Raw genomic sequence first — 24,557 nt, 5'->3', positions numbered from 1 at the left:
TAATATTAGGCGCCCACTCGGTTTGTCACGCTGTAACCTACGCCGCGAATGGTTTTAATGAAATCCTTAGGCAGCTTTTTACGCAAATTGTGAATGTGAACTTCTATTGCATTACTCGACAGCTCATCACCCCACTCATACAATTTTGTTTCAAGCTGGCTCTTAGATTGAATACGCCCGGCATTTTCCATTAATGCCTTAAGTAGCATGAATTCTCGGCGCGAGAGTTCTTTCTCATTATTGTCAGCTGTGACCAGATGAGTCGCCAAATCAAGCACTACATTGCCTATGCTAATGAGTGAGCTAGTAGCGGTACCTAGTCGTCGTTCCATCACTCGCAATCGTGCCAGTAGCTCCTGCATATCAAACGGCTTGGCAAGGTAATCATCGGCACCAGAATCTAGGCCAGTGATTTTATCTGTCATGCTGTCTCTGGCTGTGAGAATGAGCGTAGGCAAGCTGTGTTTGTTGCGATGGGCTTGGCGTAGCACTTCAAGGCCATCCATATCTGGTAAGCCTAAATCTAGGATCATTAAAGTGAATTCCCCTGTGGCCAATGCGGATAGCGCTTGGGCAGCCGTGCCGGCACCATTGACAGCATAGCCTTCGCTGCGAAGAGATTGACTTAGGGCATCGCTCAAAGAGCGATCATCTTCAACCAGTAAAATGCGCATTGTTACCACCCTATAATCAAAGTCTCAGCATAAACCTGTTAGCTTAAGTCAACATTAAGCGTCGAAGCGCTCAGTGTTGTTTTGAGGTAACCACTATTAAATCATAAAAAAGGACAATTTTAATACTGCTATCGCAACGAGCATCCTTTAGAATATAGGCCACAAATCAAGATGTTAAGCCCACGTTTTCTAGGTAAATAATTCTATGCCTGATTCTCAAGAAGCAAAAAAACTTAGCAATCAAATCGAAGAGATTAACGAGGCTTTAAACGATGGCATGATAGTGCAAGTGCGCGAAGTACTAAGCACTATGCCATCCTGTGATGTGGCGTTGCTGCTTGAGTCTAGCCGCAGTCGCACTCGCTCAGAAATCTGGCAGTTAATCGAACCCGATCAATACAGTGACGTACTAGAGGATCTCTCCGAGGACGTACGAAACGGTATTATTCGCCAAATGGTGCCTGAAATTCTGGCTGATGCGCTAGAAGAGATGGATACCGATGATTTGGTGGAAACCCTATCTGGCCTGCCTGAGGCGGTATCGCAAGATGCGCTTAGCTCCATGGACGAGCAAGACAGACAACGGGCCGAACAGGCACTCTCCTACGGTGAAGACACCGCCGGTTTCATTATGAACACCGACACGATCACATTGCGCCCTGAAGTAACCGTTGATGTGATTTTGCGATATTTGCGTCTTAAAGGAAATATCCCCAAAGGCACCGATACCTTCTATGTGGTTGACCGTAGCGACCAGCTTATTGGCAGTGTACCAGTGACGGAACTTCTGACTGCACGCCCTGCGGTAAAAGTTGAAAAGTTAATGACCCAAGACTCGGTTGCGGTGCCTGTTGATATGCACGAAAACGAGGTGGCCAGCCTGTTCGAGCGTTATGACTGGCTGTCAGCACCGGTTATTGATAAAGAAAACCGCCTTGTGGGGCGTATCACTATAGATGATGTAGTAGACATCATTCGTGAAGGCGCGGAACACTCCATGATGAGCATGGCAGGTCTTGATGATGAAGAAGATACCTTTGCACCTGTCATAAAAAGTACTAAGAAGCGGTCTGTGTGGTTGGGTGTGAATTTAGTCACGGCATTGATGGCGGCCGCTGTGAGCGATTTATTTGAGGCCACGCTAAGCCAATTGGCGGTATTAGCCATTTTAAACACCATAGTGCCCAGTATGGGCGGGGCAGCGGGTAATCAAACGTTAACCTTGGTTATTCGGGGCATGGCATTGGGCCACGTGAGTGACAGTAACGCTCGATGGCTGATTGGCAAAGAGCTGGCGATTGGATTTTTCAATGGTGTGATTTGGGCGTTGCTTATTGCATCCGTCATTGCGCTATGGAAGCAAGATTTAATGCTAGGTGGAGTCATCGCATTCGCAATGATGGTGAATATGATAGCGGCAGGCTTAGCTGGCGCCATGCTGCCGGTAATGATGAAGAAAATGAATATTGACCCTGCGCTTGCAGGTAGTGTGATCTTAACGACCATTACCGACGTGGTAGGAATTTTTGCCTTCTTAGGCACAGCAACTTGGTTACTTTTATAATTTATGTCTGTGTTATCCCTCGTTTCCTTAACGTTTATCACGCTTATCGCCTTCGCGGCCAACTCTGTGTTTTGCCGACTTGCGTTAGACGAGCAAAATATGGATCCCATGAGTTTCACAGGGTTGCGCATTGCATCTGCGGCCTTGGTACTTGGCCTCATCATGTTGCTTAAATCGCCCAACAGTTTTCGCAGCTTTACGGCGCTAAATGCGTACGGTAGCTGGCGTCAAGCGGGCTACCTTTTCGCTTATGCTGCTGGGTTTTCTTATGCTTACGTGACGCTACCAACCGCTACTGGCGCCTTGATATTATTTGCTGCGGTGCAATTTACCATGTTGTTTGTGGCCAGGTTATCGGGCAACCGCATGAATGCTATGGCCAGCGCTGGCGTAGTAATATCATTACTAGGGTTTGTGTATTTCGTTATGCCAGAGTTATCGTCACCCAGCTTGGTAGGGTTAGTTGTTATGGCATTAGCTGGTATAGCATGGGGTATGTATAGCTTAGCGGGGGCAAAATCGACCCACGCATTAGAGTCTACCGGGTCAAACTTTATTCGCTGTTTGCCATTTGGACTGATATTAATGGCAGTCTTTATGCCAACAGCACGTTTAACGTTTGAAGGTGTGAGTTATGCGTTGGCATCTGGAGCACTTGCCTCAGGCATTGGTTATGCCATTTGGTATCAAGTATTGCCCAAATTAGATAGCAGTGTGGCGGCGGTGTGTCAGCTTTGTGTGCCAATTATTGCAGCCTTTGGGGGGGTATTGTTAGTAGCAGAGCCCATCACCTCACATTTGCTGCTGTCATCGATTGCGATCTTAGGCGGCATGTTACTGGTGATAGTGGGTAAAAAGAAAAGTGTCTAGTTTGCCCATCAATTTATCATATATGTTGGCTTTGGGGTAACCGAGGCAAAGAGCTTATACCAACTCCATTAAATAATTAGCCACTCAGCGAAAATTTAAAGGGACTTAGTCAAGGCGCTTGAATGACGTAATAGTGGTTCTCTTTCGAGTTCGAGCAACGTAGAGAAAGTCCCTTTAAAATTCGCCCGGAGGGAATACCCCTGCGGGTTTTGTACTGCGTTCTCGGTATTTGAAAGGGAGCAACCATTACTATATACCGACGCCTTGTCCAAAATCCGCAGGATGAATTCTGAGAGGGCAATTATTTAATGGAATTGGTATATACATTAACAAAAGACATAAAAAAGGTAGCGAGTTATACAAGATAACCGCTACCTTTGTTGTAAGTGTAAGTGTAAGTGTAAGTGTAAGTGTAAGTGTAAGTGTAAGTGTAAGTGTAAGTGCGTTAAAAGCGTACTTCACCTGCACCATCACTGGCGCAGCAAACATAAAACGTTTCTTGATAACCCGTTTCAGCTTCATATCGCTCAGCAATTAACTGCTGGGCACCAGCGACCATTTCTCTTGGCATGAGAGCAACGATACAACCACCGAAACCGCCACCAGTCATACGTACACCGCCGTGCTCGCCTAGATACTCTGCAAGGGTCGCTACAATAAAATCAATGGGCTTAACCGTGATTTCAAAATCATCACGCATAGATGCATGTGATTCAGCCATCAAACGAGACAAGGTTTTTGCGTCACCAGAGCGCAAAGCATCAGCTGCTTGCAGTGTACGTTCGCTGTCAGACACCACATGGTGAGCACGGCGATACACTACCTCGGGCAGCTTGCCCTTTTGGGCTTGCAAGTCCACCAAGCTAATGTCACGTAGCGCTTTGATACCCAGAATACGAGCAGCTTCTTCGCACTGTTCACGGCGGGTATTGTATTCGCTGTCAACTAAGCCGCGTTTGACGTTTGAGTTGATAATAACCACATCAAGCTCTTTCGGCATGGAGATAAGTTGTGTTTCCAGTGAACGGCAATCTAGCAATAGCGCATTGTTTTGCGCGCCACACGCACTGACCATTTGATCCATAATGCCGCAGTTACAACCCACAAATTGGTTTTCAGCTTCTTGACCATTAAGCGCCACATCAGCAGAGGTAAGCGGTAAATCAAATAACTGACGAAATGTTTCACCGATGGCCACTTCAAGTGACGCAGAAGAGCTAAGGCCTGCACCCTGTGGCACATTGCCTGTTACTACCATGTCCACGCCTTTAAATTTTAAGCCGCGCATCTGCAGATGTTTGATCACGCCACGGATGTAATTACTCCATAGCTGAGTAGGGTGGGGCTCTATGTTAGAGCTTAGTGAAAATTCGTCGCGTTCGTTGCCATAATCTGCAGCGACAACACGCACTAGGTCATCTTCTCTAGGCGTTACAGCCACTAGTGTTTGGTAGTTAATAGCACAAGGTAATACAAAACCGTCGTTGTAGTCAGTGTGTTCACCAATCAAATTCACACGCCCTGGGGCTTGAAAGTGACGCGCGGGTGGTGTTTGAAACACCTCAAGATAAATGGCGTTTAGGTCGTCAATGGCTTGTTGAGAAATAATTTTCATCCCACTAGGCTCCGTTTGATTCGTTGTAATGAACATCACTCAAGGCTTGTAGCTTTTGTGCCGCTTGCTCTGGGGTAAGGTCGCGTTGTGGCTCTGCCATCATTTCATACCCCACCATAAACTTACGCACAGTGGCTGAGCGTAATAGCGGTGGATAAAAATGTGCATGCAACTGCCAATGCTCAGTGACATCAGAGTTATGTGGTGCGCCGTGCCAACCCATTGAGTAAGGGAAAGAGCACTGGAATAAATTGTCGTAGCGGCTAGTGAGTTTCTTAAGGGCTACGGCTAAGTCCGCTTGTTGTGCGTCGTTCATCTCGTCAAAACGGGCACAGCTGAATTTAGGCATTAAAAGTGTCTCGAAAGGCCAAGCTGCCCAATAAGGTACAACAGCAATCCAATGATCGGTTTCGACCACAGTACGCTCACCACTGGCTGATTCTTTCTGCGCATAGTCGAGCAAAAGTGAGCTGTTGTGCTTGTCGAAATAGGCACGTTGGTTGACATCAGCTTTACGTACTTCATTCGGTATAAAGTCATTCGCCCATACTTGGCCATGGGGATGAGGATTAGAGCAGCCCATGGCTGCGCCTTTGTTCTCAAATACTTGAACCCATGCGTGATCCTTGGATAACTCAGCCACTTGGTCACGCCACGTCTGTACGACTTTCTCAAGCGCAGGTAACGGCAGTTCAGGCAGCGACTTATTGTGCGCCGGTGAAAAACAAATAACACGACTGGTGCCGCGAGCGGCTTCTACCGTAAATAAATCATCATTTTCTTGCTCTGACGCAGGTGTGTCTTTCATTAATGCTGCAAAGTCATTGGTGAAAACGAAGGTGTCTTTATATTCAGGATTCACTTCACCATTAATGCGAGTATTACCGGCGCATAGATAACAACTGGGATCGTGCGCCGCGCTATCATTTTGTTGCGGCTTTTCCACTTGACCTTGCCAAGGGCGTTTAGCCCTATGAGGGGACACGAGCACCCAGTCATTGGTCAATGGATTACGACGGCGATGAGAGTGATCTACAGGATCGAATTTAGACATTTAGACACACCATGTTAATGATTGGTTAATTAGTACTATTATATTATTAATGGATTTTAAGATGTAAAGCGTGTTCTGTCATCCCCTAAATCCAAAATTTGTGGTCAAGAGATACAAAAAAGCCTGCATAGCAGGCTTAATAAAATCATCATGTGGGGTAATCACCCCGCAGCAATGTCTAATGTAGTGTTGTCTAGCTAGAAGTTCAAACCAGGATTTAGGCTACCTGGTAAAGTGACTTTTTCTAATTCGACAGATGCAACAGGGTATGCACAGTAGTCAGCGGCGTAATAGGCGCTGGCTCTATGGTTACCACTTTCACCGACTCCGCCAAACGGTGCTGCGCCGCTAGCGCCAGTAATAGGGCGGTTCCAATTGACGATACCCGCGCGAATACGTTGGTAGAAATACTGATATAAATCTTCACTGTCAGACAATAAGCCAGCAGATAAACCAAATTTGGTATTGTTACCCAGTGAAATCGCTCGGTCAAAATCATCGAAGCGAACCACTTTTAACAACGGGCCAAAGTGCTCTTCATCAGGCATCTGTTCAACCATGGCCGTCACGTCAATAATACCTGGGCTTACAAAGCCAGATTCAGTATCTAAGTGAGTCAGTTCTACCAGCGAGGTTGCCCCTAGATCAAGCAACTGTTGCTGCGCCGTTACCATAGCGTTAGCAGCATTTTTAGAAATCATAGCGCCCATAAAGGGTTGTTCGTCAGCGTCGTAATCGCCGACTTTAATGTTTTTAGTCACTTCGATTAGGCGAGCAAGAATGGCATCACCTTGAGCGTTGTTTTCTAAAAACAGTTTGCGAGCACAGGTGCATCGTTGCCCAGAGGTGACAAACGCAGATTGAATAATATCGTGCACTGTAGCGTCAATATCGCTTACATCTTTTACGATTAAGGGGTTATTACCGCCCATTTCTAACGCTAAAATTTTGCCAGGGTGACCAGCGTATTGCTCATGCAATATTTTACCAGTGCGAGAGCTACCGGTGAAAAATAGGCCGTCAAGGTCAGGGTGCGCCGCAAGGGCCTTACCTGTTTCTACTTCACCCTGCACTAAGTTAAGCACGCCTTTAGGTAAACCAGCTTTTTGCCATAACTGAACGGTCTTTTCAGCCACTAATGGGGTTAAGTCGCTAGGCTTGAATACGATACAGTTACCTGCTAACAAGGCAGGTACAATATGGCCGTTAGGCAAGTGACCAGGGAAGTTGTATGGGCCAAAGACTGCTACAACGCCGTGGGGCTTGTGGCGAATGAACGCTTTACCTACAGGCATTGGGTTTTCTACCAGGCCGGTACGTTCTTGGTAGGCACGTTCTGAAATACCAATTTTACCCATCATGGCGCCGACTTCCGTGGCGGTTTCCCACAGTGGCTTACCAGTTTCTTGGGCAATTGTTAAGGCCAACATATCTTTGTTTTCAGCCAGTAGTTCACCGAAACGTTTTACATAAGCGAGTCGCTCTTCAAACGTGAAGGCAGCCCAAGCTAGGGTTGCTTCTCGAGCGCTACTGACCGCTTGATTCACTTGCTCTGCTGAGGCCGATTTAGCCTGCCAAATTTGACGCTTTTTAGCCGGATCGATTGATTCGATATCATGGCCTTGTCCTGCATGCCATTGGCCTGCAATAAAATGGGTTTGCTGTGTCATACATTACACCTTAAATGTTGTCGGAGCGAAGCGGATAAACTCACCATCTTGAATACCAAGATGATCTGCTGCAGCCTGAGAGATTATGGCCTGCTCGTTTGCTTCATCAATATTGAGATACGTGGCAATGGCGCGAAATTCTGTGATTTTCGTGTTGATCACAAAATACTCGGTCTCTGTTGCTGACGCTTTGTCATCAATTCTAACGGCCATTTTACGACTTGCTTGAGCAGTGCGAATATGGGTTAGGTTTGCTTCTACTGTTGGGCCTGCGTCAAAAATATCAACGTAACCTCGACAGCTAAAGCCTTCACTTTCTAGTAGCCTTAGTGCGGGTTTTGTTTTGTCATGCACTTTGCCGATAACCGCTTGAGCTTCTTTACTGAGCAAGCTCACGTAAATAGGGTACTTGGGCATTAATTCTGCAATGAACTGTTTCTGACCTATGCCAGTAAGGTAATCCGCGGTAGGGAAGTCCATTGAGAAAAAGTGTTCCTCTAACCATTGCCAAAACGGTGACTTGCCATCTTCATCACTGATACCGCGCATTTCGGCGATAACGGTTTCTGCAAAGCGCTCTTTGTGTTCCATCATAAATAAAAAGCGCACTTTAGACAGGAAGCGGCCGCAGTTACCCTTGCGCGCAGATTCACGTAAAAACAAGGTGCATATTTCTGATACACCAGTGTAATCGTTGCACAGGGTCAGTATTTCAGCTGTATTGTAAACATCGAGTTCACGGGATGCATGGACCACTTTACTTAGGTGATAGTGATAAAATGCATCGTCAAGGCCAACACTTGAGGCAATTCCACTTGTACCGACTACCTGACCTGTGCTCGTGTCTTCCATTACGAACAAGTAACTCTCATTACCTGGTTGGCTGATGTGTGCTTGAAAAGCCGCTTCAGAATCCGTGATTTTGCTTTTTAACAAAGTTTCATTCACAGGCAAAGAGGTAAACCCTATGCCTGATTCAACAGCAATGTCGTGCAGTACAGCGTAATCGCTGTGCTGTATCGGGCGAATAATGATCATGTTCGCATTCTCTGTGGTGGATTAGGCGTTTACGACAGCGGCAACTGCGCGCTCGAAACGGGCTAAACCTTCCTGAATATCAGCATCGGTCAGGATCAATGACGGCGCGAAACGCACCACGTTAGCACCGGCGACTAAACACATAAGCTTCTCTTTTGCACTGGCAACAAGGAAGTCACGTGCGCGGCCTTGGTATTTCTCGTTTAGGGCGCAGCCTAGCAATAGGCCCTTACCACGTACTTCATCGAAAACATGGTATTTGTCGTTGATAGCCTTAAGGCCTTCGCGGAACTGTTGTTCTTTTTGTTTCACACCGTTTAACACTTCTGGCGTGTTGACAATATCCAGTACTTTTTCAGCTACGGCGCAAGCAAGTGGGTTACCGCCATAAGTGCTACCGTGAGTGCCCACTTTTAAATGAGCGGCAATAGCAGTAGTGGTAAGCATAGCGCCGATCGGGAATCCACCGCCAAGTGCTTTAGCTGAGGTGAGTATGTCTGGTGTGACGCCTAGGCCCATATAAGCGTAGAGCTCGCCAGTACGTCCTACACCTGATTGCACTTCATCAAAGATAAGAAGTGCGTTGTGCTTGTCACATAAATCACGAACACCTTCCACGAAAGACTGTGTTGGGCTGATGATACCGCCTTCGCCTTGTAAGGGCTCCATCATTACGGCGCAAGTACGCTCAGACATTATGGCCTCAAGGGCGCTTAAATCGTTATAATCAACGTGATCAATTGCACCAGGCTTTGGCCCGAAACCATCAGAATAAGCAGCTTGGCCGCCGACGGTGACAGTGAAAAATGTACGACCATGAAAACCTTGTTTGAAAGAGATAATTTGGTCTTTCTCTGGGCCATAGTTATCAAGCGCAAAGCGGCGTGCAAGTTTGAGTGCCGCTTCATTGGCTTCGGCGCCTGAATTGGCGAAATAGACTTTTTCAGCGAATGTTGCGTCAGTTAGCTTTTTCGCTAGACGTAAAACAGGCTCATTGGTCAACACGTTGCTTAAGTGCCAAAGCTTTTCACCTTGTTCTTTTAGTACGTTAACCAATTCTGGATGACAATGGCCTAAAACGTTTACTGCGATGCCACCGGCGAAATCAATATATTCGTTACCCTCTTGATCCCATACGCGCGCGCCCAAACCGCGTACCGGAATAATATCGGCAGGGTTATAGTTAGGTACCATTACTTCGTTAAATAATTCGCGGGTCACTTGCATGTAGGTTGTCTCCAAATTTAATAGCCTAGGGCATAAAATAGACAACCATTATTTCAGATTAAAGCCAGCTTGTCTGCATCGATAACCTAGCTAAGCCCTTATTTTTAAAGGGATTGAGTGAACTTGCAGGAATAGTGAATAAGTATTTAATCTAGGGATTAGGTAAAAAAACAAGAAGTGTCTTCACTTCGCGCCAGTTATCTGGCGATGTTAGTTGTTGAAGTGAATAAAATGGCTTGAATGAATATTTACACTTTTTTCAACGATTTATTCAGTAACCTCTGCTTCTAAGCCAATTGAGCGCATATCAGTGGTTTTTAATACTTCTAACGAGCCCACAGGGAACTTGTATTTACGTAGGTAATCTTTTGCTTCTTCGATGGTGACTAATTCGTGAAACTTTAATATTCGATACTTTGCGTATGCATTGCCTTGCAATAACACAGTGGTTAGAGGCAGCGGCTCTTCGCCGTTTTCTGTAATGGCAAGTTGTTCAAAAGCACCATGCAAAAATAAACGCTGAAAGTGCAAGCCCTGAATAATGCTCGCCGTGGCCTGGGGTACATATTTTTCCAGCATAGATAATAATACATCCCCAGAGGGCTCAACTTTTGTAAGTGCACCATGGCGTTGGTGTTTGAGTGTTTTCTGCGTTTCTTTTAATGCTTCAAGTTGTACTTGATCAAAAATGCGGAAATACAGCTTAACGACCGCTATCGTCCCTAGACTTTGCAGCATTCCAGCGGTGAATGCTTGGTTTTCACTGACATCATGAAAACGTGCGAGGCGCTTACTAGACATTGCCGTAGCGATACATTGTTCCCAAATTCTGCGTTTAATCTGTGGGTAGGGGTCAGTAATTTGTGGGAGGCAACGACGTAAGGTTAAAAGCGGCACAATCATCTTTAGATTTTCGAGCCCGAAAAAGCTTAATGCTACCCGAAGAGTGTCCGCTGTGAGAATTTTACCCTTGCTATCGGTACGTCGATATTTGGGTGAGTTAATCATCTTGAGTAAATCTTTATACAACCAAGGTATTTGTGCGGCTAATACTTCAATGCGCGAAACCGTGCATGCCTTAACGGACAATAGGTCTAAGATTTGTGGAATAACCGCATCGATACTCAATACTTTAGTAACAAGGGCCTCTTGATCAGCCAAAGCTTCAGATAAACGCAGCTCAATATCTCTATGTAATTTTGCCGATACTCGGCCTAAATAATCCTCAACAATTTCTTTATTGGCTTTTTTGTCCTCTCTCGCCTGCTTTTCAACCGCGAGCAATTCTCGGGTAGGAACTATTTTTTTTGAAGATGGCTTTGCGTCCTCATCAGCACGTTGCTGCTTTGCGGCTTTAAGATCTATAAAAAGCTGCTTGAAGCGAGCTTCAACGATGGGAGCTGATGTGGATGATGCAGTCATTTATTGTTCGGCGGACCTTGGTTTAAGTGTATAAATATTTTATTAAGAGTGGATTGTGCCTCACTTTTACGCCAGTTTTCTAGGCTTTAGTTAGTTTATCTGCGGATTCGGTTAGAAAGTTAGCCAAAATTTGCAAACCACTGGTGCTTAACAATGACTCTGGGTGAAATTGCACACCATAAATAGCTAATGTGCGATGTTCGATAGCCATAATCTCCCTATGACCTGCAGTTTCTTCAGGTGCTGTTTCGTCACACCATGCAGTCACTACAACATCTTCTGGTAAGGACTCGTTATCCACAAGCAATGAGTGGTAACGCGTGGCAATAAATGGATTGTCGACACCGTTAAACAAGGCGTTAGCATCGTGAGAAATATAAGAGGTTTTGCCATGCTTTATATTGTTCGCGCGCACTATTTTTGCGCCAAACACCTGAGCGATAGCCTGATGACCCAAGCACACACCCAACATAGGGATCACGCCAGCAAATTGTTTAATGGCATCAAGAGTTACACCTGATTCATTTGGGGTACAAGGGCCAGGGGATAACACTAGGTAGTCTGGTTCTAGTGCGGTTATGTCTTCACAGGTGAGCTCGTCGTTTCGCACGACTTTAACGTCTTGCCCTAGCGTAACAAAGTAACGCGCAAGGTTGTGGGTAAAAGAGTCATAGTTATCAATGATCAACAGCAAAAGAATTCAACGCTCATGTGGTGCAAGCCCTGTGATGACTGGCTCAAGTTTAAAATTTCGCGGATTGTAAAACATTTTACCTTGCTTTGCTGGCGCTTAATCGTTTCTTATCCACCACACACCTGTAGTCTATTTTGTACGGTACACGCTTTATTTAGAGACCTTTAAAGTTAATGTTGTTTTTCATGCGTCTTTGCAACCTGTACAAAATCATTAGCTACAACTATTGAATAGCATGATAATTGTCAATTATGACTAACCGATGCGCCAAGCTAAAAAGTCGATTTTTTTGTCCCTTTATGCTAATTGTTAGACTTTTTTAGATCTTGTGGAATGCCCCCGTTCATACCAAAATTGAGCCATAAGAAAACGCAAGATTATACTAGATAGTGCTGAGCTTACCTCGGCGGACATTTCCGAACTGGTCACAAACAAAGTGAGACAAATATGAAAATATTAGTAGCGGTAAAACGAGTCATTGATTACAACGTCAAGGTGCGTGTTAAAGCAGATAACACAGATGTAGATTTAACCAACGTCAAAATGGCCATGAACCCGTTTTGCGAAATCGCGGTTGAAGAGGCTGTTCGTTTAAAAGAAGCCGGTGTTGCCAGCGAAGTAGTTGTGGTGTCGATAGGAACCAAAGCCTGCCAAGAGCAAATTCGTACTGCTCTTGCCCTCGGCGCTGATCGCGGTATTCAGATTGAACTAGATACATCAGCAGATGCGCTAAGCATCGCTAAATTGTTAAAAGCAGTGGTTGACGAAGAGCAGCCGGGCCTAGTGATCCTAGGTAAGCAGTCTATTGATTCTGATAATAATCAAACCGGGCAAATGTTAGCTGCGTTACTTGACCAACCACAAGCGACTTTCGCCTCAGAAGTTAAAGTTGACGGTGATAAGGTTCAAGTCACACGTGAGATTGATGGCGGTTTACAAACCTTAGAGCTTAATATGCCCGCTATCATCACCACAGATTTACGTCTGAACGAACCTCGTTACGCTTCACTGCCGAATATCATGAAAGCCAAGCGTAAGCCTTTGGAGGTGAAAACCCCAAGTGATTTGGGTGTTGAAGTGAGAAATAACATCACCCTAGAAAGCGTTAGCGCGCCTGCTCAGCGTCAAGCTGGCATAAAAGTTGAGTCGGTGGCTGAACTAGTCGAAAAATTGAAAAACGAAGCTAAGGTACTTTAAGTAGTACGTAATAGGAGAAATGAATATGACAACTTTGGTCATTGCCGAACATGATAACCAAGAACTTAAGCCTGTTACCCTAAATACCTTAGCTGCTGCGCAGCAAATTGGTGGTGACATAGTACTGCTAGTTGCTGGCCATAACTGCCAAAGCGTAGTGGATGCAGCAAAGGCAGTCTCAGGCGTTGGGAAAGTGCTTCACGCTGATGATGCTGCCTATGAGCATCAGTTGGCTGAGAATATCGCTAAATTAGTAACAAGCCTTGCTAGCGGCTACAGCCACGTGCTTGCTCCTGCCACAACCAGTGGTAAAAACTACTTGCCGCGTGTAGCAGCCTTGCTTGATGTGAATCAGATTTCTGATGTAACAGGTGTTGTCTCTGCACAGACATTTTTGCGTCCTATCTATGCAGGTAACGCCATTGCAACTGTCACCTCAAAGGACAATATCAAGCTACTTACCATACGTGGTACTGGCTTTGACGCTGTGAGTGCACAGGGTGGTTCTGCCACTGTTGATGTTATCAGCGAGCAATGTGACAGCGGGCAGTCACGCTTTGTAAGCGAAGAGCTAGCTAAATCTGACCGCCCAGAGCTAACTGCTGCTTCAATTGTTGTATCAGGTGGTCGTGGCATGGGTAACGGCGACAATTTCGAGATCCTATACGGCTTGGCTGACAAACTCGGTGCCGCTGTTGGGGCATCTCGTGCTGCGGTTGATGCTGGATTTGTACCGAACGACATGCAAGTTGGTCAAACAGGTAAAGTGGTTGCACCTGACTTGTATATTGCCGTGGGTATTTCCGGTGCCATACAACACTTAGCCGGTATGAAAGATTCCAAAGTGATTGTGGCTATCAACAAAGATGAAGATGCGCCTATTTTCCAAGTAGCAGATTATGGCTTGGTAGCCGATTTGTTCGATGTTATTCCTGAATTAACCAACCACGTATAGAAACGCAAGCGAGTTAAATTATGAGTGATTACACACACCCTTTAGCAGATGCTGAGTTTGTCCTCAATGAACTGGTTGACTTCGATAAGCTTTGCGCTGACATGGGGCAAGAGGACATCAATGGCGAGCTGGCAAGCGTTATATTGGCTGAAGCTGGCAAACTAGGTAGCGGCGTATTAGCGCCATTGAACAAGGTCGGTGATTTACAACATCCGAGTATGATTGACAAAGACGGCGGCCCAGGTGTGCAAGAAACAGCCGGATTTGCACAAGCCTATCAAGAATACGTGGAGGGTGGTTGGGCATCGCTAACCGGTGCTGAGGAATTCGGCGGTCAGAACCTCCCGAATGTACTTGGTAGTGCAGTTAATGAGGTATGGCATACGTCTAACATGGCGTTCGCTTTATGCCCATTGTTAAGCCAAGGCGCGATTGAGTCGATTTCTCATCACGGCAGTGAGCACTTACAGCAGTCTTATTTGCCTAAAATGTTAAGCGGTGAATGGCCAGGTACCATGAATCTTACTGAGCCTGATGCTGGTACTGACTTAGCTGCGGTGAAAACCAAAGCTGTGCCAAATGATGATCATTATTTGATCACTGGCCAAAAAATTTATATCACTTGGGGCGATCACCAAATGACCGATAATATCGTGCATTTAGTGTTAGCAAGATTGCCTGATGCACCAGCCGGTGTAAAAGGTATTTCACTGTTCATCGTACCCAAATTTAATTTGGATGAAAATGGTGCTCCAGCTGAGCGCAACGATGCTTATTGTGTTTCGTTAGAGCACAAAATGGGCATTCATGGCAGCCCGACCTGTGTCATGAGCTTTGGTGACAATGGTGGCGCGAAGGGCTACTTGGTGGGCGAAGCCCATAAAGGTCTGTCTTATATGTTCACCATGATGAATCACGCCCGTCAAGGTGTCGGTTTGCAAGGTTTAGCAATATCAGAAGCGTCATATCAGCATGCTTTGGGGTACGCCAAAGAGCGTTTACAAGGCACGAATAAAGACGGCAGCCGCTTTACTATTATGAAGTTTCCTGATGTGCGTCGTATGTTGATGCAAATGAAGTCATCTACAGAGGCGATGCGCGCATTGTGCTTGGTGGCCGCAGCAGAAATTGACCGTGGCAATGGGGCTCGAAGTGAGTTGTTTACGCCAATAGTCAAAGGCTGGTGCACTGAGTTGTCTCAAGAATTGACCTACCTAGGTACGCAAATTCACGGTGGTATGGGCTTTATCGAAGAAACAGGCTCAGCGCAGTTCTATCGAGATGCCAGAATTTTAACTATCTATGAAGGCACTACAGGCGTACAGGCACTGGATTTAGTCGGGCGTAAAACCTTGGTTAATAAAGGTGAGGCTTTAGGCGCGCTTTTAGATGAAATTGCCACAGACTTAGCTAAGTTTGATGCCATGGGCGGCCAATTCACATTGGCAGCTCAGCAATGTAAAACGGCACTTGAGTGCGGTATAGCAGCTCGCCAGTGGTTGCTCGATACAGCAGCACAAGATAGAAATGCACCAGGCAGCGCCAGTGTAAACTTTATGATGTTGTTTGGTTATTTGTGTGGCGGTTGGTTAATGGCCAAAAGTGCGATGCAAGCCAAAGCGAAACTAGATGCAGGCGAGGGGAACAGGGAGTTCTTAAACGCTAAGCTGATTTCTGCTCAATTCTTCTGTGAGCATATGGTGGTGCGCACCCAGGCGTGTTTCGCATCGATTCAAGCTGGCAGCGAAAGCATCATGGCTTTACCCGAGGACGCATTTTAAGCTTTTAATTCTTTGATTGTGTTTTGAACAGCCCCCATAGAGAACCTAGGGGGCTTTTTTATGCTCGACGAGAATAATTGAGCCTATTCAACATATAAATATCCGCTTAGTATGAGAAACGATATACTTTGAAATCTAAATGCCCTGCCATATATCGAGAGCCCGTTACTTTCATGCGTCATAAACATCATTCTATTTCAGTTCATTTCGCTCAAGCTATTGTCAAAAGAGCCATTGAAGTGGGCCTGAATGAAACGCAGGTATTATCCGAATCGGGCTTGAGTAAAGCGCTGTTGAACAATAATGAGGTGCGTATCACGCCAGAGCAGTTGAGCCGTTTGATGCAATCTGTTTGGCGAAGTGCAGATGACGAATATTTGTGTTTTGGTAGTCAGCCTTCTCGCCATGGGGTATTCAATTTAATGGCAAAGCAAGTGAGCCATAGTGCAAGTTTGCGGCAAGTGTATCGTCGGGGCACTCGTTTTTATAATTTAGTCGCTGGCGCAACTAAACTAAAATTTGAAGAGCGTGAAAAATACGCTCGTTTTTATCTCGCCTTAGATAAACCCGAACTCGACCCTGAGCATGTGCTCACCGATTTTCTCTTGTTGCTGTGGCATCGCTTTCCGAGTTGGCTGATAGGCCAGCGCATTCCACTGCGTAAAATTGGCTTTATGCATGCAAAGCCCGCACATCACGAAGAATATCGCTTGATGTTCCCTTGTGAGGTGGTTTACCTGCAAGAGAGTAACTACTTTGAGTTTGAGCACGACATCCTTAGCGCTCCAGTGGTGCAAAGTCAGCAAAGTCTGAATGATTACCTTCAGCGCTGCCCACTGGATTGGTTTAAACGTCAGTCTTATTTTCCGGTTTACACCCGCAAAGTATTAAATTATCTAGAAGCGGCTGAGGATATGTCAATTATCAGTATGGCTGATATCGCTGAGCAATTGCACACAACCATTCGCACCTTACGCCGTAAGCTATTAGAAGAAGGTACAAGCTTTCAAGAGCTCAAAGACAGTGTGCGACGAGATGAAGCGATCCATTATCTTAGCCAGCCTGATATGCCTATATCGCAAGTAGGGCGCTTACTTGGTTTTACCGAGGCGGCAACCTTTGCGCGTGCTTTCAAAAGCTGGACGGGCGTTGCCCCCAGTGCTTATCGAAAATCAAAAGCACATTGAAATCATTCTTTATTGAAACTAGCGAATGTCCTCTTTCGCCTAGTATATGACTTAAACTGCCCTACATTTTCGTTCGGGCTTGTAACATACTGGATTGGTTCAAGTTAGTTTATTGGATTTCATTGAATTTCATTGGGTCTCAGTAAATTTGAATGACAGATAGTGTGCTGGACTGTTATCCCAACCTCTCAGTTCGGCGCGCTTGGCGTGCTAACCGATGCTTGATATACCTTGTGTAAGTTAAGCGTCGGTTATTTAAAACCAAAAAAAGCAGCTCTGCGCTGCTTTTTTTATGAATTGCAAATAAACAATAGGTTGAAAATAGCGCGACTGTTACCTTGCTATCAGCCCTTTACTAGCGTTTAAGTGGGCTTGCCACGAATCCAATTGCTTCATAAACTTTGTCTATCGTTTGCTGAGCACGTACTTGCGCTTTTTCAGCGCCTGCTGCCATGATACGGTTTAGCTCGGTTTGATCCTGACGTAGCTCAGTAAATTTAGCTTGAATTGGCTCTAGCATAGCAACGATGGAATCGGCTACATCTGTTTTTAAATGGCCGTACATCTTGTCTTCATATTCAGGCACTAAATCAGCAATCGGTTTGCCGGTTGCACAAGATAGCAAGCTTAACAAATTCGACACACCAGGTTTTTCACTCGTATTAAAGTAAATGCGCGCTTGCTCGTCTGAGTCAGTGACTGCGCGTTTAATCTTTTTACTTATCTTTTTCGGATCTTCCAACAAGCCAACGAAGTTATTTTGATTGTCATCGGATTTAGACATCTTTTTCAGCGGGTCTTGTAAGCTCATGATACGTGCGCCTACTTCAGGGATATACGGGTCAGGAATGGTAAACACATCACCATAGGCATTGTTAAAGCGCGTGGCAACGTCACGGGTTAATTCTAAATGCTGTTTCTGATCTTCCCCTACTGGGACTTGTTTCGCTTGGTAAAGCAGAATGTCCGCCGCCATTAGGGCAGGGTAAGTGTAAAGACCTGAATTAATGTTAGTAATATTTTTAGCAGATTTATCTTTAAACTGCGTCATGCGGTTTAATTCACCCATTTGGGTGTAGCAGTTCATTATCCAAGCTAGTTGTGCATGCTGTGGTACATGTGATTGCATGAATATGGTGCTTTTGCTCGGGTCGATGCCACAAGCCACATATAAGGCCAGACCATCAAGACAGGCATTGTGCAGTGCAGTGGGATCTTGTCGCACTGTGATGGCATGCATGTCGACCAACATATACAGACATTCGTTATCGTCTTGCATATCAACCCATTGACGAAGAGCGCCAACATAATTTCCTAGGGTAAGTTGTCCTGAAGGCTGGCAGCCGCTTAATACAATTGGTTTGCTCATAAATTATTTTCTACTGTTAGTGTCTAATTGGAATTATGTTGGAGAAACGTTGGCTAATTCAGCGCGCATAGCATCGATAACTTGACGATAATCTGGCTGATTGAAGATAGCAGAGCCCGCAACAAACATATCTGCACCTGCTTCGGCGATGGCGCGAATATTATCGACTTTTACGCCACCGTCAATTTCTATTCGGATATCACGGCCACAGGCCTGCACCATTTTCTTCACAATTTGTAGCTTATCAAGAGTTTCCGGAATAAATGCTTGGCCACCAAACCCTGGATTTACCGACATCAACAAAATGTGATGCAGTTTGTGCAGCGTGTAGTCTAAGCAGTCTAATGACGTCGCAGGATTTAACACTAAGCCTGGCTTACAGCCTGAATCGGTTATCAGTTGAATACTGCGGTCAACATGTCTTGATGCTTCTGGGTGAAAGCTGATCATGCTTGCGCCTGCTTTGGCAAAACTGACAATCATCTCATCTACCGGCTCAACCATTAAATGCACATCAATATCGGCGGTGACACCATAGTCGCGCAATGCTTTACATATCATCGGGCCGATCGTTAGGTTCGGTACGTAATGGTTATCCATTACGTCAAAATGGATGACATCAGCCCCCGCGGCTAAAACAGCGTCTACTTCTGCGCCCAGGCGGGCAAAATCAGCTGAAAGAATAGAAGGAGCAATTAAGAAAGGACGCATATAAGCCTCGATTTGCGCAAAAATGTAACTGTACCGAAAAACACGCTTTGACAAAAGTATCAACTTCGCCCCAAAAAGGGGCTTTCGCTTTTTAGTGGTGCATCTCTGCACAGTCTTATCTCATGCCTACTTTTTCCTAAATTTTACATTCTTACTAAATGACTAACAAAATCAATTGTTTAGTTAATTTATGGGTAATTTATTTCGTGTTTAATATTTAGGCATTGCTCTTGCGTAGTTGTAACAAGAATTAACGAAAAATCGAAGTTATCTCAACAAAAATTGAATTAACTAAAATCACATGGAGCACACACACACATGAAAGTATTAAAACTTACCGCATTAGCCGCAGCTGTTCTGGCCAGTTCTGCCGTTAGTCAAACCGTATTGGCAGAAGTGACCGCTAACGCTAGTGTCACCAGTAACTATATTTGGCGTGGTTTGACCCAAACCACCAACGATGCTGCAGTACAAGGCGGTATTGATTACGCAAATGAAAGTGGTTTTTATGTCGGTACTTGGGTGTCTAACGTCAACTATGGTGCAGATGATGTTTATTCCTATGAGCATGATATGTACTTCGGCTTCTCAGGTGAGTCAGGCGATATCACTTATGATGTGGGTTACCTTTATTACAATTATGACAGTGAAGCGGAATTTGATTTTGCTGAGGTATATGGTTCAGTAGGTTATGGTGGCTTAAGTGCAACGCTTTCATTGTTGGCCCACACAGAAGCTGACGAAGGTGAAGGTCGCGATTACGGTTTTGCTGAAGCATCATATATATCTGTAGACTACGGCATGCCAGTACTAAACGGCGCTGAGCTAGGATTTCACGTAGGTTATCATCAAGGTGACTTCGCAGAAGATTTTAACGGTGTACCAGACGGTTATGCTGACTGGGGTATTTCATTAGCGAAAGATGGGTTTAGTTTCGCCGTTACTGGTACCGATTTAGACGAAGTTGAAGTGCCAGGTGAAGACCCGTTCGATAACGATTCAATTAAATTTACCGTTGCTTACGGAATGGATTTTGAGCTTTAATTTCTGAGTTAATGCTTCCGGTTAATTCCGGTTAAGTTACTTCCGGTAAACAGGAAGATAAGATGTAAAAAAATCCGCTGGCCGTAAAGCCAGCGGATTTTTTGCGTTAGCGAATTTTACTAATCCAAGGGAGCATTTTGAATAAAATTTTATCTTTTTAGCGATGAATGAACTGACATTTGAGGTGAACTTTAATCTTGAGACGAAAGTATAATGTATAATGCAACAAAATATTTCGACAAGGAGAGATTATGAGTACTCATTTTAAACGACTAATCGGCTTCGGTGCCTTCGCTTTAGTAGCAATGTTGGCTGTTGGCAGAACGTCGATAAATAACGAGACATTGTTCTGCAGTTGTCCGCAATCAGTGGCGTTTGATCATGGGCTTCCAATGAGTCACCCGATTAATCGATGCGCTAAAGAGCAGGCGGATGTGATCAGCTGGTCTAGCTGGGTAAGTGGTAACTCTACTTCGTATCAAATGCATTTTATCGATTTACTTGAGCTACTTTCGCGCTATGCTGAAGAAACGGATGAGATAAAGCCAAGAGCATAATCAGTATGGATAATACAAAGAGCGGATTGTGGGATGTGTTTAAAAGCGTTGCTGCCAGCGTGTTTGGTGTGCAAAGCAGCGCGAACCGAGAGCGAGATTTTCAGCAAAAATCCTTTGTGCCTTATGTGGTCGTTGGGGTGATTTTTGTTATTGCTTTGGTTATTTCACTGGTACTGCTTGTTTCAATTGTTGTACCCAGCTAGCACGAATTCTACTCCGAACTCTTCTCTGCTAGTTAAAATTTAAGCCTCAACGTGAGGTCGGTTTAATGTACAACGCCAATAACTCACTGACTTTCTTTCTGCCATTTCCTTTTTGACTAATAAACCGACTCACTTGCAGCTCTGAAAGCTGCGCTAGCGCGTAAAGCCGGCGTGTATCGTCTGTATCATGATTACTGATAAGCACTGGAATATCACGTTCAAAAGCCGTTTTGGCAGCAATTAAGGCTAAATTACTCTGTTCTGCCATAGAAAAACCACCTTTAGCATAACTAGCAAAGTTAGCTGTTTTGCTGATGGGGGCATAAGGCGGATCGCAGTAAACCACACTACCTGCGCGGGCTCGGCTAAATGTTTTCTCATAAGATTCGCATACAAAATGTGCTTTCTTGGATTTTTCGGCAAAGAAATACAGCTCTTCCTTAGGAAAGTACGGCGCCTTGTATTTACCAAAGGGTACATTAAATTTGCCCGATAAGTTATAGCGGCATAGACCGTTGTAACCAAAACGGTTCAGGTACAAAAATAGCACCGCGCGTTCGTAGACATCTTCGCTGGCATTGAACAAAGCGCGCATTGCATAGTAAGCGTCGGAGTCGTTGTTCTGCGCTGTGAAAAGCCCTTGTGCATCTTCTATGTAACGTTCCGGCTGTTGTTGCAATATTTTGTATAGGTTTATCAGATCGGGATTTATATCGCTTAATAGGTAGCTGGAAAAGTCAGTGTTTAAAAACACCGAACCTGCACCGACGAATGGCTCGACTAATTTTTTTGCTTCTGGAAGATGATGGTTTATCTGTTCGACTAGCCTGTATTTCCCACCGGCCCATTTCAAGAAGGCTCTGTTTTTCTTATTCGTCATTAATGTGTCTTGTCAGGCCTTGATTTTGATGAAGATAACGCAAAGCAGAGATTGTAACGAGCCAATGGCAAAACAACAATTGGCATGTGGTTTTAATTGGCAGATTCAATTTCTTGATGCACTTTTTGTAACGCTTTAGGGAATGGCGTTGCTTCATGCAACCCTTTGGGCAGCGACGAAACACCGACTAATGCTGCGGCCAGAGACGGGTAATGTTTATTATACAAAAGCACATACCAGTCATTGTTATAGCGTTTGGTTTGGTACACCCATACGTGTTGTTCAATCTTGTTGTTGGTCAAATAAGTCTCAATGGCGCTGCGTACGCTAAAGCCGATCACCTGTAACACATATCCGTCTTGCGGCAGAGCTAATATAGTGGCTTCATCAAATGCATAGTCAGTTGTCGTTGATAACGCGTTAGGGGATGGTGTTTTAGCTGTATCTGCTTGAGGCGTAATATCCGCAGCGAACGGTTTTTGCAATGTGCCAGTTTGTACCATGCCATTCGTTGATTTGGGCTTGGCTGCAAGTTTAGTCGCTTTAGGTGAGCTGTTCGTATCGTCTGCCGGCAATTCATTCGATTTATTCTTGTTGGCATCAATGCGTTCACTTTCACTTTGCCAGTTTGATATGAGCGCGTCTGTTTTAGCCTCCGGCGTAACCTCGGGTTTAGCGACCGCTCTTTCTTCAGTCGCAGCGCTTTGCACAGAAGTATTCGGATTAGACGTTCCTGCTTCTTTTGTGGCAGATGGGCCCGATTCTATATTTTTTTGACTCGTCAACGTGCCTTGGGGCAGCGTATCAACTACTGAAGTTGATGCGGTTTCATCTTGCCTAGCGCCAGACTCTAATGCGCTAATTGAAGATGTTGTATCCCCAGTCTGATTATCACTGTCACTTAAAAGCTCTGGATACTGGGATAGCAAAATGCTGGCAAATATCGCAACAAAGAGCAGCGCAATAACAGGGATAAACCACGGGCGCTGCATGATACTAGGGGATTCAACAGGGGTTGCTTGGTTTCGCTGCTCTATGCGCTGAGCAAACGCTTGTCGTTTATTCGCGATTAACTGCTCTAACTCACTACCAGATATGTTCGCCTCGTGATCAGCCATTGAGCCGGCACTGGCACCGGCATCCACGACTATGACATTATTTTTATCGCCCAAGGCTTGGTAAGTTTGATTTATCCATTGGCGCTGGGCAAATACCAGCACATTGACTTGTCGGTCACTGCCTGCGTGCAAGGTTAAAACAAGCTGCTGCAACTCTTGCAACATACTGGCAGAGAGGTTCTCGCCCTTGGATATACATATCAGTAGTCCTTGCGTAGAGACCGACTGAACGTGTCCAATACCAGGCGTTAGTATCTTGGCTAGGGGAGTGTTGCCAGAATTGGGAGCTAATTTACTGGAAAGTTGTTGTGTCAGTTGTTGGCGAAAATCATTTAGCATCATATTTGGCTTAGCCGCAATGACAGCCACTTCGTCACTGTCATCTTGTTCAGCCAATAGCGCATCAACACAGGTTGATACACTAAAATCGGGTTCAGATTTTACAAAAATGAGCCCCGAAGAATACTGAATTAAATGGCTAAGCCGTTTGTGCAATTCGCTTTGCAAAGGTGTTTACTCAAATGGTTTATTAAAATGTTAGTTCAATAAATTGTTCGTTCGAAGGTACGGGTCTAAAAAGTCGCTCGTTCAAAATGTCGAGCGCTTAAATGAAACCCGTTAAATACCTTGCTAATTTAACAAAGAGCGCAACAGTGTTTCATCTAGCTCAGAGGTAACTATCGCATCGCCAATCGCTTTAGGAACGATAAAGTTGAGTTTGCCCGCTTGCACTTTTTTATCGTGTGCCATGTGCTGCATGAAGGTCTGATAACCCATGTCTGCGGGTGGCGCGATAGGTAATGAAAATGCCTCTGTTAAAGCTATAACACGCTGCACTTCTTCTTTACTCATCCAGCCTTTCATTTGGCCTGCTTTCGATGCGAGTACCATGCCTGCTGCGACCGCTTCGCCGTGTAGCCAATTGCCGTAACCTTGTTCTGCTTCGATGGCGTGGCCGAAAGTATGACCTAAATTGAGTAAGGCGCGAAGTCCTGACTCCCGCTCATCAATAGCGACAATTTCAGCTTTGATTTCACAACAGCGCGCAATGGCATATTGCAAGGCGTCAACGTCTTGAGCGATGAGTTGAGCAATGTTTTGCTCAAGCCAAGCAAAAAATGCTTTGTCGTAGATGATACCGTACTTGATCACTTCAGCCATGCCGGCAGAAAACTCTTTTGCTGGTAAGGTTTGCAGGGTTTTGGTATCGATGAACACGGCTTTGGGTTGATAAAATGCACCAATCATATTTTTACCCAAAGGATGATTAACCGCAGTTTTACCACCTACCGATGAATCGACCTGTGATAACAAGGTGGTGGGTATTTGAATAAAAGGCATGCCGCGCTGAAAACTCGCCGCGACAAATCCAGTTAAGTCACCAATAACGCCGCCACCAAGAGCAATAAGCGTGGTGTCACGCGCTGCGGACATACTAAGTAGCTGAGTGATTACATGCTCAAAGCTGGCCAGATTCTTGTGTTGTTCACCATCGGCAATGACAATTTTTTCAATTTTGATACCGGGTAAGCTGTCAATAACGGTCTGACTGTATAGCGGGTCAACTAGGTCGTTAGTCACCAGAACCGCTTTATCTGTTTTGATGTAATCTGCCAGTTGATTGCCTTGGGTTAGCAAACTCGGCTGGATAAAAATGGGGTAGCTACGCTCACCCAACTTCACTGTTAATGTTGTCATAAGCGCAGCCCTTTGGAGGTAATGTCTAG

Annotated in this window: 22 protein-coding genes; 9 read left to right on the top strand and 13 right to left on the bottom strand. The window is 45.1% G+C overall.

Going from position 1 to position 24,557, the window contains the following annotated elements; all coding sequences use genetic code 11:
- Positions 1 to 5: 5 nt before the first annotated feature.
- On the bottom strand, positions 6 to 674 hold the full coding sequence (locus tag GMES_RS01450) for a response regulator (protein ID WP_006990767.1): 669 nt from the start codon (positions 672 to 674) through the stop codon (positions 6 to 8).
- A 205-nt stretch (positions 675 to 879) separates the two neighbouring features.
- Between GMES_RS01450 and mgtE the strand changes: the two genes are divergently transcribed.
- Entirely contained in the window at positions 880 to 2,238 is a 1,359-nt protein-coding gene (gene mgtE / locus GMES_RS01445) for a magnesium transporter (RefSeq protein ID WP_006990766.1), read from the top strand.
- A gap of 3 nt (positions 2,239 to 2,241) precedes the next feature.
- Positions 2,242 to 3,108, top strand: coding sequence for a DMT family transporter (locus GMES_RS01440; RefSeq protein WP_006990765.1), 867 nt, complete (start codon positions 2,242 to 2,244; stop codon positions 3,106 to 3,108).
- A 445-nt stretch (positions 3,109 to 3,553) separates the two neighbouring features.
- Here GMES_RS01440 and galK read toward each other — a convergent pair whose 3' ends face one another.
- The 7 genes from galK to GMES_RS01405 form a co-directional block, all read right to left on the bottom strand.
- Complete coding sequence (gene galK / locus GMES_RS01435) at positions 3,554 to 4,723, bottom strand: galactokinase (protein ID WP_006990764.1); 1,170 nt, start codon at positions 4,721 to 4,723, stop codon at positions 3,554 to 3,556.
- 4 nt (positions 4,724 to 4,727) lie between these two features.
- Complete coding sequence (locus GMES_RS01430; RefSeq protein WP_006990763.1) at positions 4,728 to 5,777, bottom strand: UDP-glucose--hexose-1-phosphate uridylyltransferase; 1,050 nt, start codon at positions 5,775 to 5,777, stop codon at positions 4,728 to 4,730.
- Between the two features lie 197 nt (positions 5,778 to 5,974).
- Positions 5,975 to 7,447 (bottom strand): succinylglutamate-semialdehyde dehydrogenase, encoded by a 1,473-nt coding sequence (gene astD / locus GMES_RS01425; RefSeq protein ID WP_006990762.1) that lies wholly within the window; start codon positions 7,445 to 7,447, stop codon positions 5,975 to 5,977.
- A gap of 3 nt (positions 7,448 to 7,450) precedes the next feature.
- On the bottom strand, positions 7,451 to 8,485 hold the full coding sequence (gene astA / locus GMES_RS01420) for an arginine N-succinyltransferase (RefSeq protein WP_006990761.1): 1,035 nt from the start codon (positions 8,483 to 8,485) through the stop codon (positions 7,451 to 7,453).
- 21 nt (positions 8,486 to 8,506) lie between these two features.
- Positions 8,507 to 9,712: an aspartate aminotransferase family protein gene (locus GMES_RS01415; RefSeq protein WP_006990760.1), complete on the bottom strand. Its 1,206-nt coding sequence runs from the start codon at positions 9,710 to 9,712 to the stop codon at positions 8,507 to 8,509.
- A gap of 267 nt (positions 9,713 to 9,979) precedes the next feature.
- The gene (locus GMES_RS01410) at positions 9,980 to 11,134 is read right to left on the bottom strand and encodes an HDOD domain-containing protein (RefSeq protein ID WP_006990759.1); all 1,155 of its coding nucleotides are present in this window, start codon (positions 11,132 to 11,134) and stop codon (positions 9,980 to 9,982) included.
- A 79-nt stretch (positions 11,135 to 11,213) separates the two neighbouring features.
- Complete coding sequence (locus GMES_RS01405; protein ID WP_006990758.1) at positions 11,214 to 11,828, bottom strand: anthranilate synthase component II; 615 nt, start codon at positions 11,826 to 11,828, stop codon at positions 11,214 to 11,216.
- Between the two features lie 447 nt (positions 11,829 to 12,275).
- Here GMES_RS01405 and GMES_RS01400 point away from each other — a divergent pair, with 447 nt between their 5' ends.
- The 4 genes from GMES_RS01400 to GMES_RS01385 all read left to right on the top strand — a co-directional run bounded on the left by GMES_RS01400 (position 12,276) and on the right by GMES_RS01385 (position 16,948).
- Positions 12,276 to 13,025 carry an electron transfer flavoprotein subunit beta/FixA family protein gene (locus GMES_RS01400; protein ID WP_006990757.1) on the top strand — a complete coding sequence of 250 codons (750 nt, stop codon included), beginning with the start codon at positions 12,276 to 12,278 and terminating at the stop codon, positions 13,023 to 13,025.
- Between the two features lie 25 nt (positions 13,026 to 13,050).
- Positions 13,051 to 13,980: an electron transfer flavoprotein subunit alpha/FixB family protein gene (locus tag GMES_RS01395; RefSeq protein WP_006990756.1), complete on the top strand. Its 930-nt coding sequence runs from the start codon at positions 13,051 to 13,053 to the stop codon at positions 13,978 to 13,980.
- Between the two features lie 20 nt (positions 13,981 to 14,000).
- Positions 14,001 to 15,761 carry an acyl-CoA dehydrogenase family protein gene (locus GMES_RS01390; RefSeq protein ID WP_006990755.1) on the top strand — a complete coding sequence of 587 codons (1,761 nt, stop codon included), beginning with the start codon at positions 14,001 to 14,003 and terminating at the stop codon, positions 15,759 to 15,761.
- A 173-nt stretch (positions 15,762 to 15,934) separates the two neighbouring features.
- Complete coding sequence (locus GMES_RS01385) at positions 15,935 to 16,948, top strand: AraC family transcriptional regulator (RefSeq protein ID WP_006990754.1); 1,014 nt, start codon at positions 15,935 to 15,937, stop codon at positions 16,946 to 16,948.
- Positions 16,949 to 17,303: 355 nt separating this feature from the next.
- Here GMES_RS01385 and trpS read toward each other — a convergent pair whose 3' ends face one another.
- Both trpS and rpe read right to left on the bottom strand, forming a co-directional pair.
- Entirely contained in the window at positions 17,304 to 18,317 is a 1,014-nt protein-coding gene (gene trpS, locus GMES_RS01380; RefSeq protein WP_006990753.1) for a tryptophan--tRNA ligase, read from the bottom strand.
- A 33-nt stretch (positions 18,318 to 18,350) separates the two neighbouring features.
- Positions 18,351 to 19,028, bottom strand: coding sequence for a ribulose-phosphate 3-epimerase (rpe, locus tag GMES_RS01375; RefSeq protein ID WP_006990752.1), 678 nt, complete (start codon positions 19,026 to 19,028; stop codon positions 18,351 to 18,353).
- Positions 19,029 to 19,346: 318 nt separating this feature from the next.
- Here rpe and GMES_RS01370 point away from each other — a divergent pair, with 318 nt between their 5' ends.
- From GMES_RS01370 to GMES_RS01360, 3 genes are all read left to right on the top strand, one after another.
- Entirely contained in the window at positions 19,347 to 20,072 is a 726-nt protein-coding gene (locus tag GMES_RS01370) for a TorF family putative porin (RefSeq protein WP_006990751.1), read from the top strand.
- 251 nt (positions 20,073 to 20,323) lie between these two features.
- Positions 20,324 to 20,629 carry a hypothetical protein gene (locus tag GMES_RS01365; RefSeq protein WP_006990750.1) on the top strand — a complete coding sequence of 102 codons (306 nt, stop codon included), beginning with the start codon at positions 20,324 to 20,326 and terminating at the stop codon, positions 20,627 to 20,629.
- A 5-nt stretch (positions 20,630 to 20,634) separates the two neighbouring features.
- Positions 20,635 to 20,832, top strand: coding sequence for a DUF2970 domain-containing protein (locus tag GMES_RS01360; RefSeq protein WP_006990749.1), 198 nt, complete (start codon positions 20,635 to 20,637; stop codon positions 20,830 to 20,832).
- Between the two features lie 46 nt (positions 20,833 to 20,878).
- Here GMES_RS01360 and GMES_RS01355 read toward each other — a convergent pair whose 3' ends face one another.
- The 3 genes from GMES_RS01355 to aroB form a co-directional block, all read right to left on the bottom strand.
- Entirely contained in the window at positions 20,879 to 21,712 is an 834-nt protein-coding gene (locus GMES_RS01355) for a Dam family site-specific DNA-(adenine-N6)-methyltransferase (RefSeq protein ID WP_006990748.1), read from the bottom strand.
- 92 nt (positions 21,713 to 21,804) lie between these two features.
- Positions 21,805 to 23,337, bottom strand: coding sequence for an SPOR domain-containing protein (locus tag GMES_RS01350; RefSeq protein ID WP_006990747.1), 1,533 nt, complete (start codon positions 23,335 to 23,337; stop codon positions 21,805 to 21,807).
- 123 nt (positions 23,338 to 23,460) lie between these two features.
- Positions 23,461 to 24,528 (bottom strand): 3-dehydroquinate synthase, encoded by a 1,068-nt coding sequence (gene aroB / locus GMES_RS01345; RefSeq protein WP_006990746.1) that lies wholly within the window; start codon positions 24,526 to 24,528, stop codon positions 23,461 to 23,463.
- Positions 24,529 to 24,557: the final 29 nt, after the last annotated feature.

Source organism: Paraglaciecola mesophila KMM 241, from assembly GCF_000315015.1.
GTDB lineage: Bacteria > Pseudomonadota > Gammaproteobacteria > Enterobacterales > Alteromonadaceae > Paraglaciecola > Paraglaciecola mesophila.
Note: the sequence above shows the minus strand (reverse complement) of the source record. Positions and strands in the feature narration are given on the sequence as shown.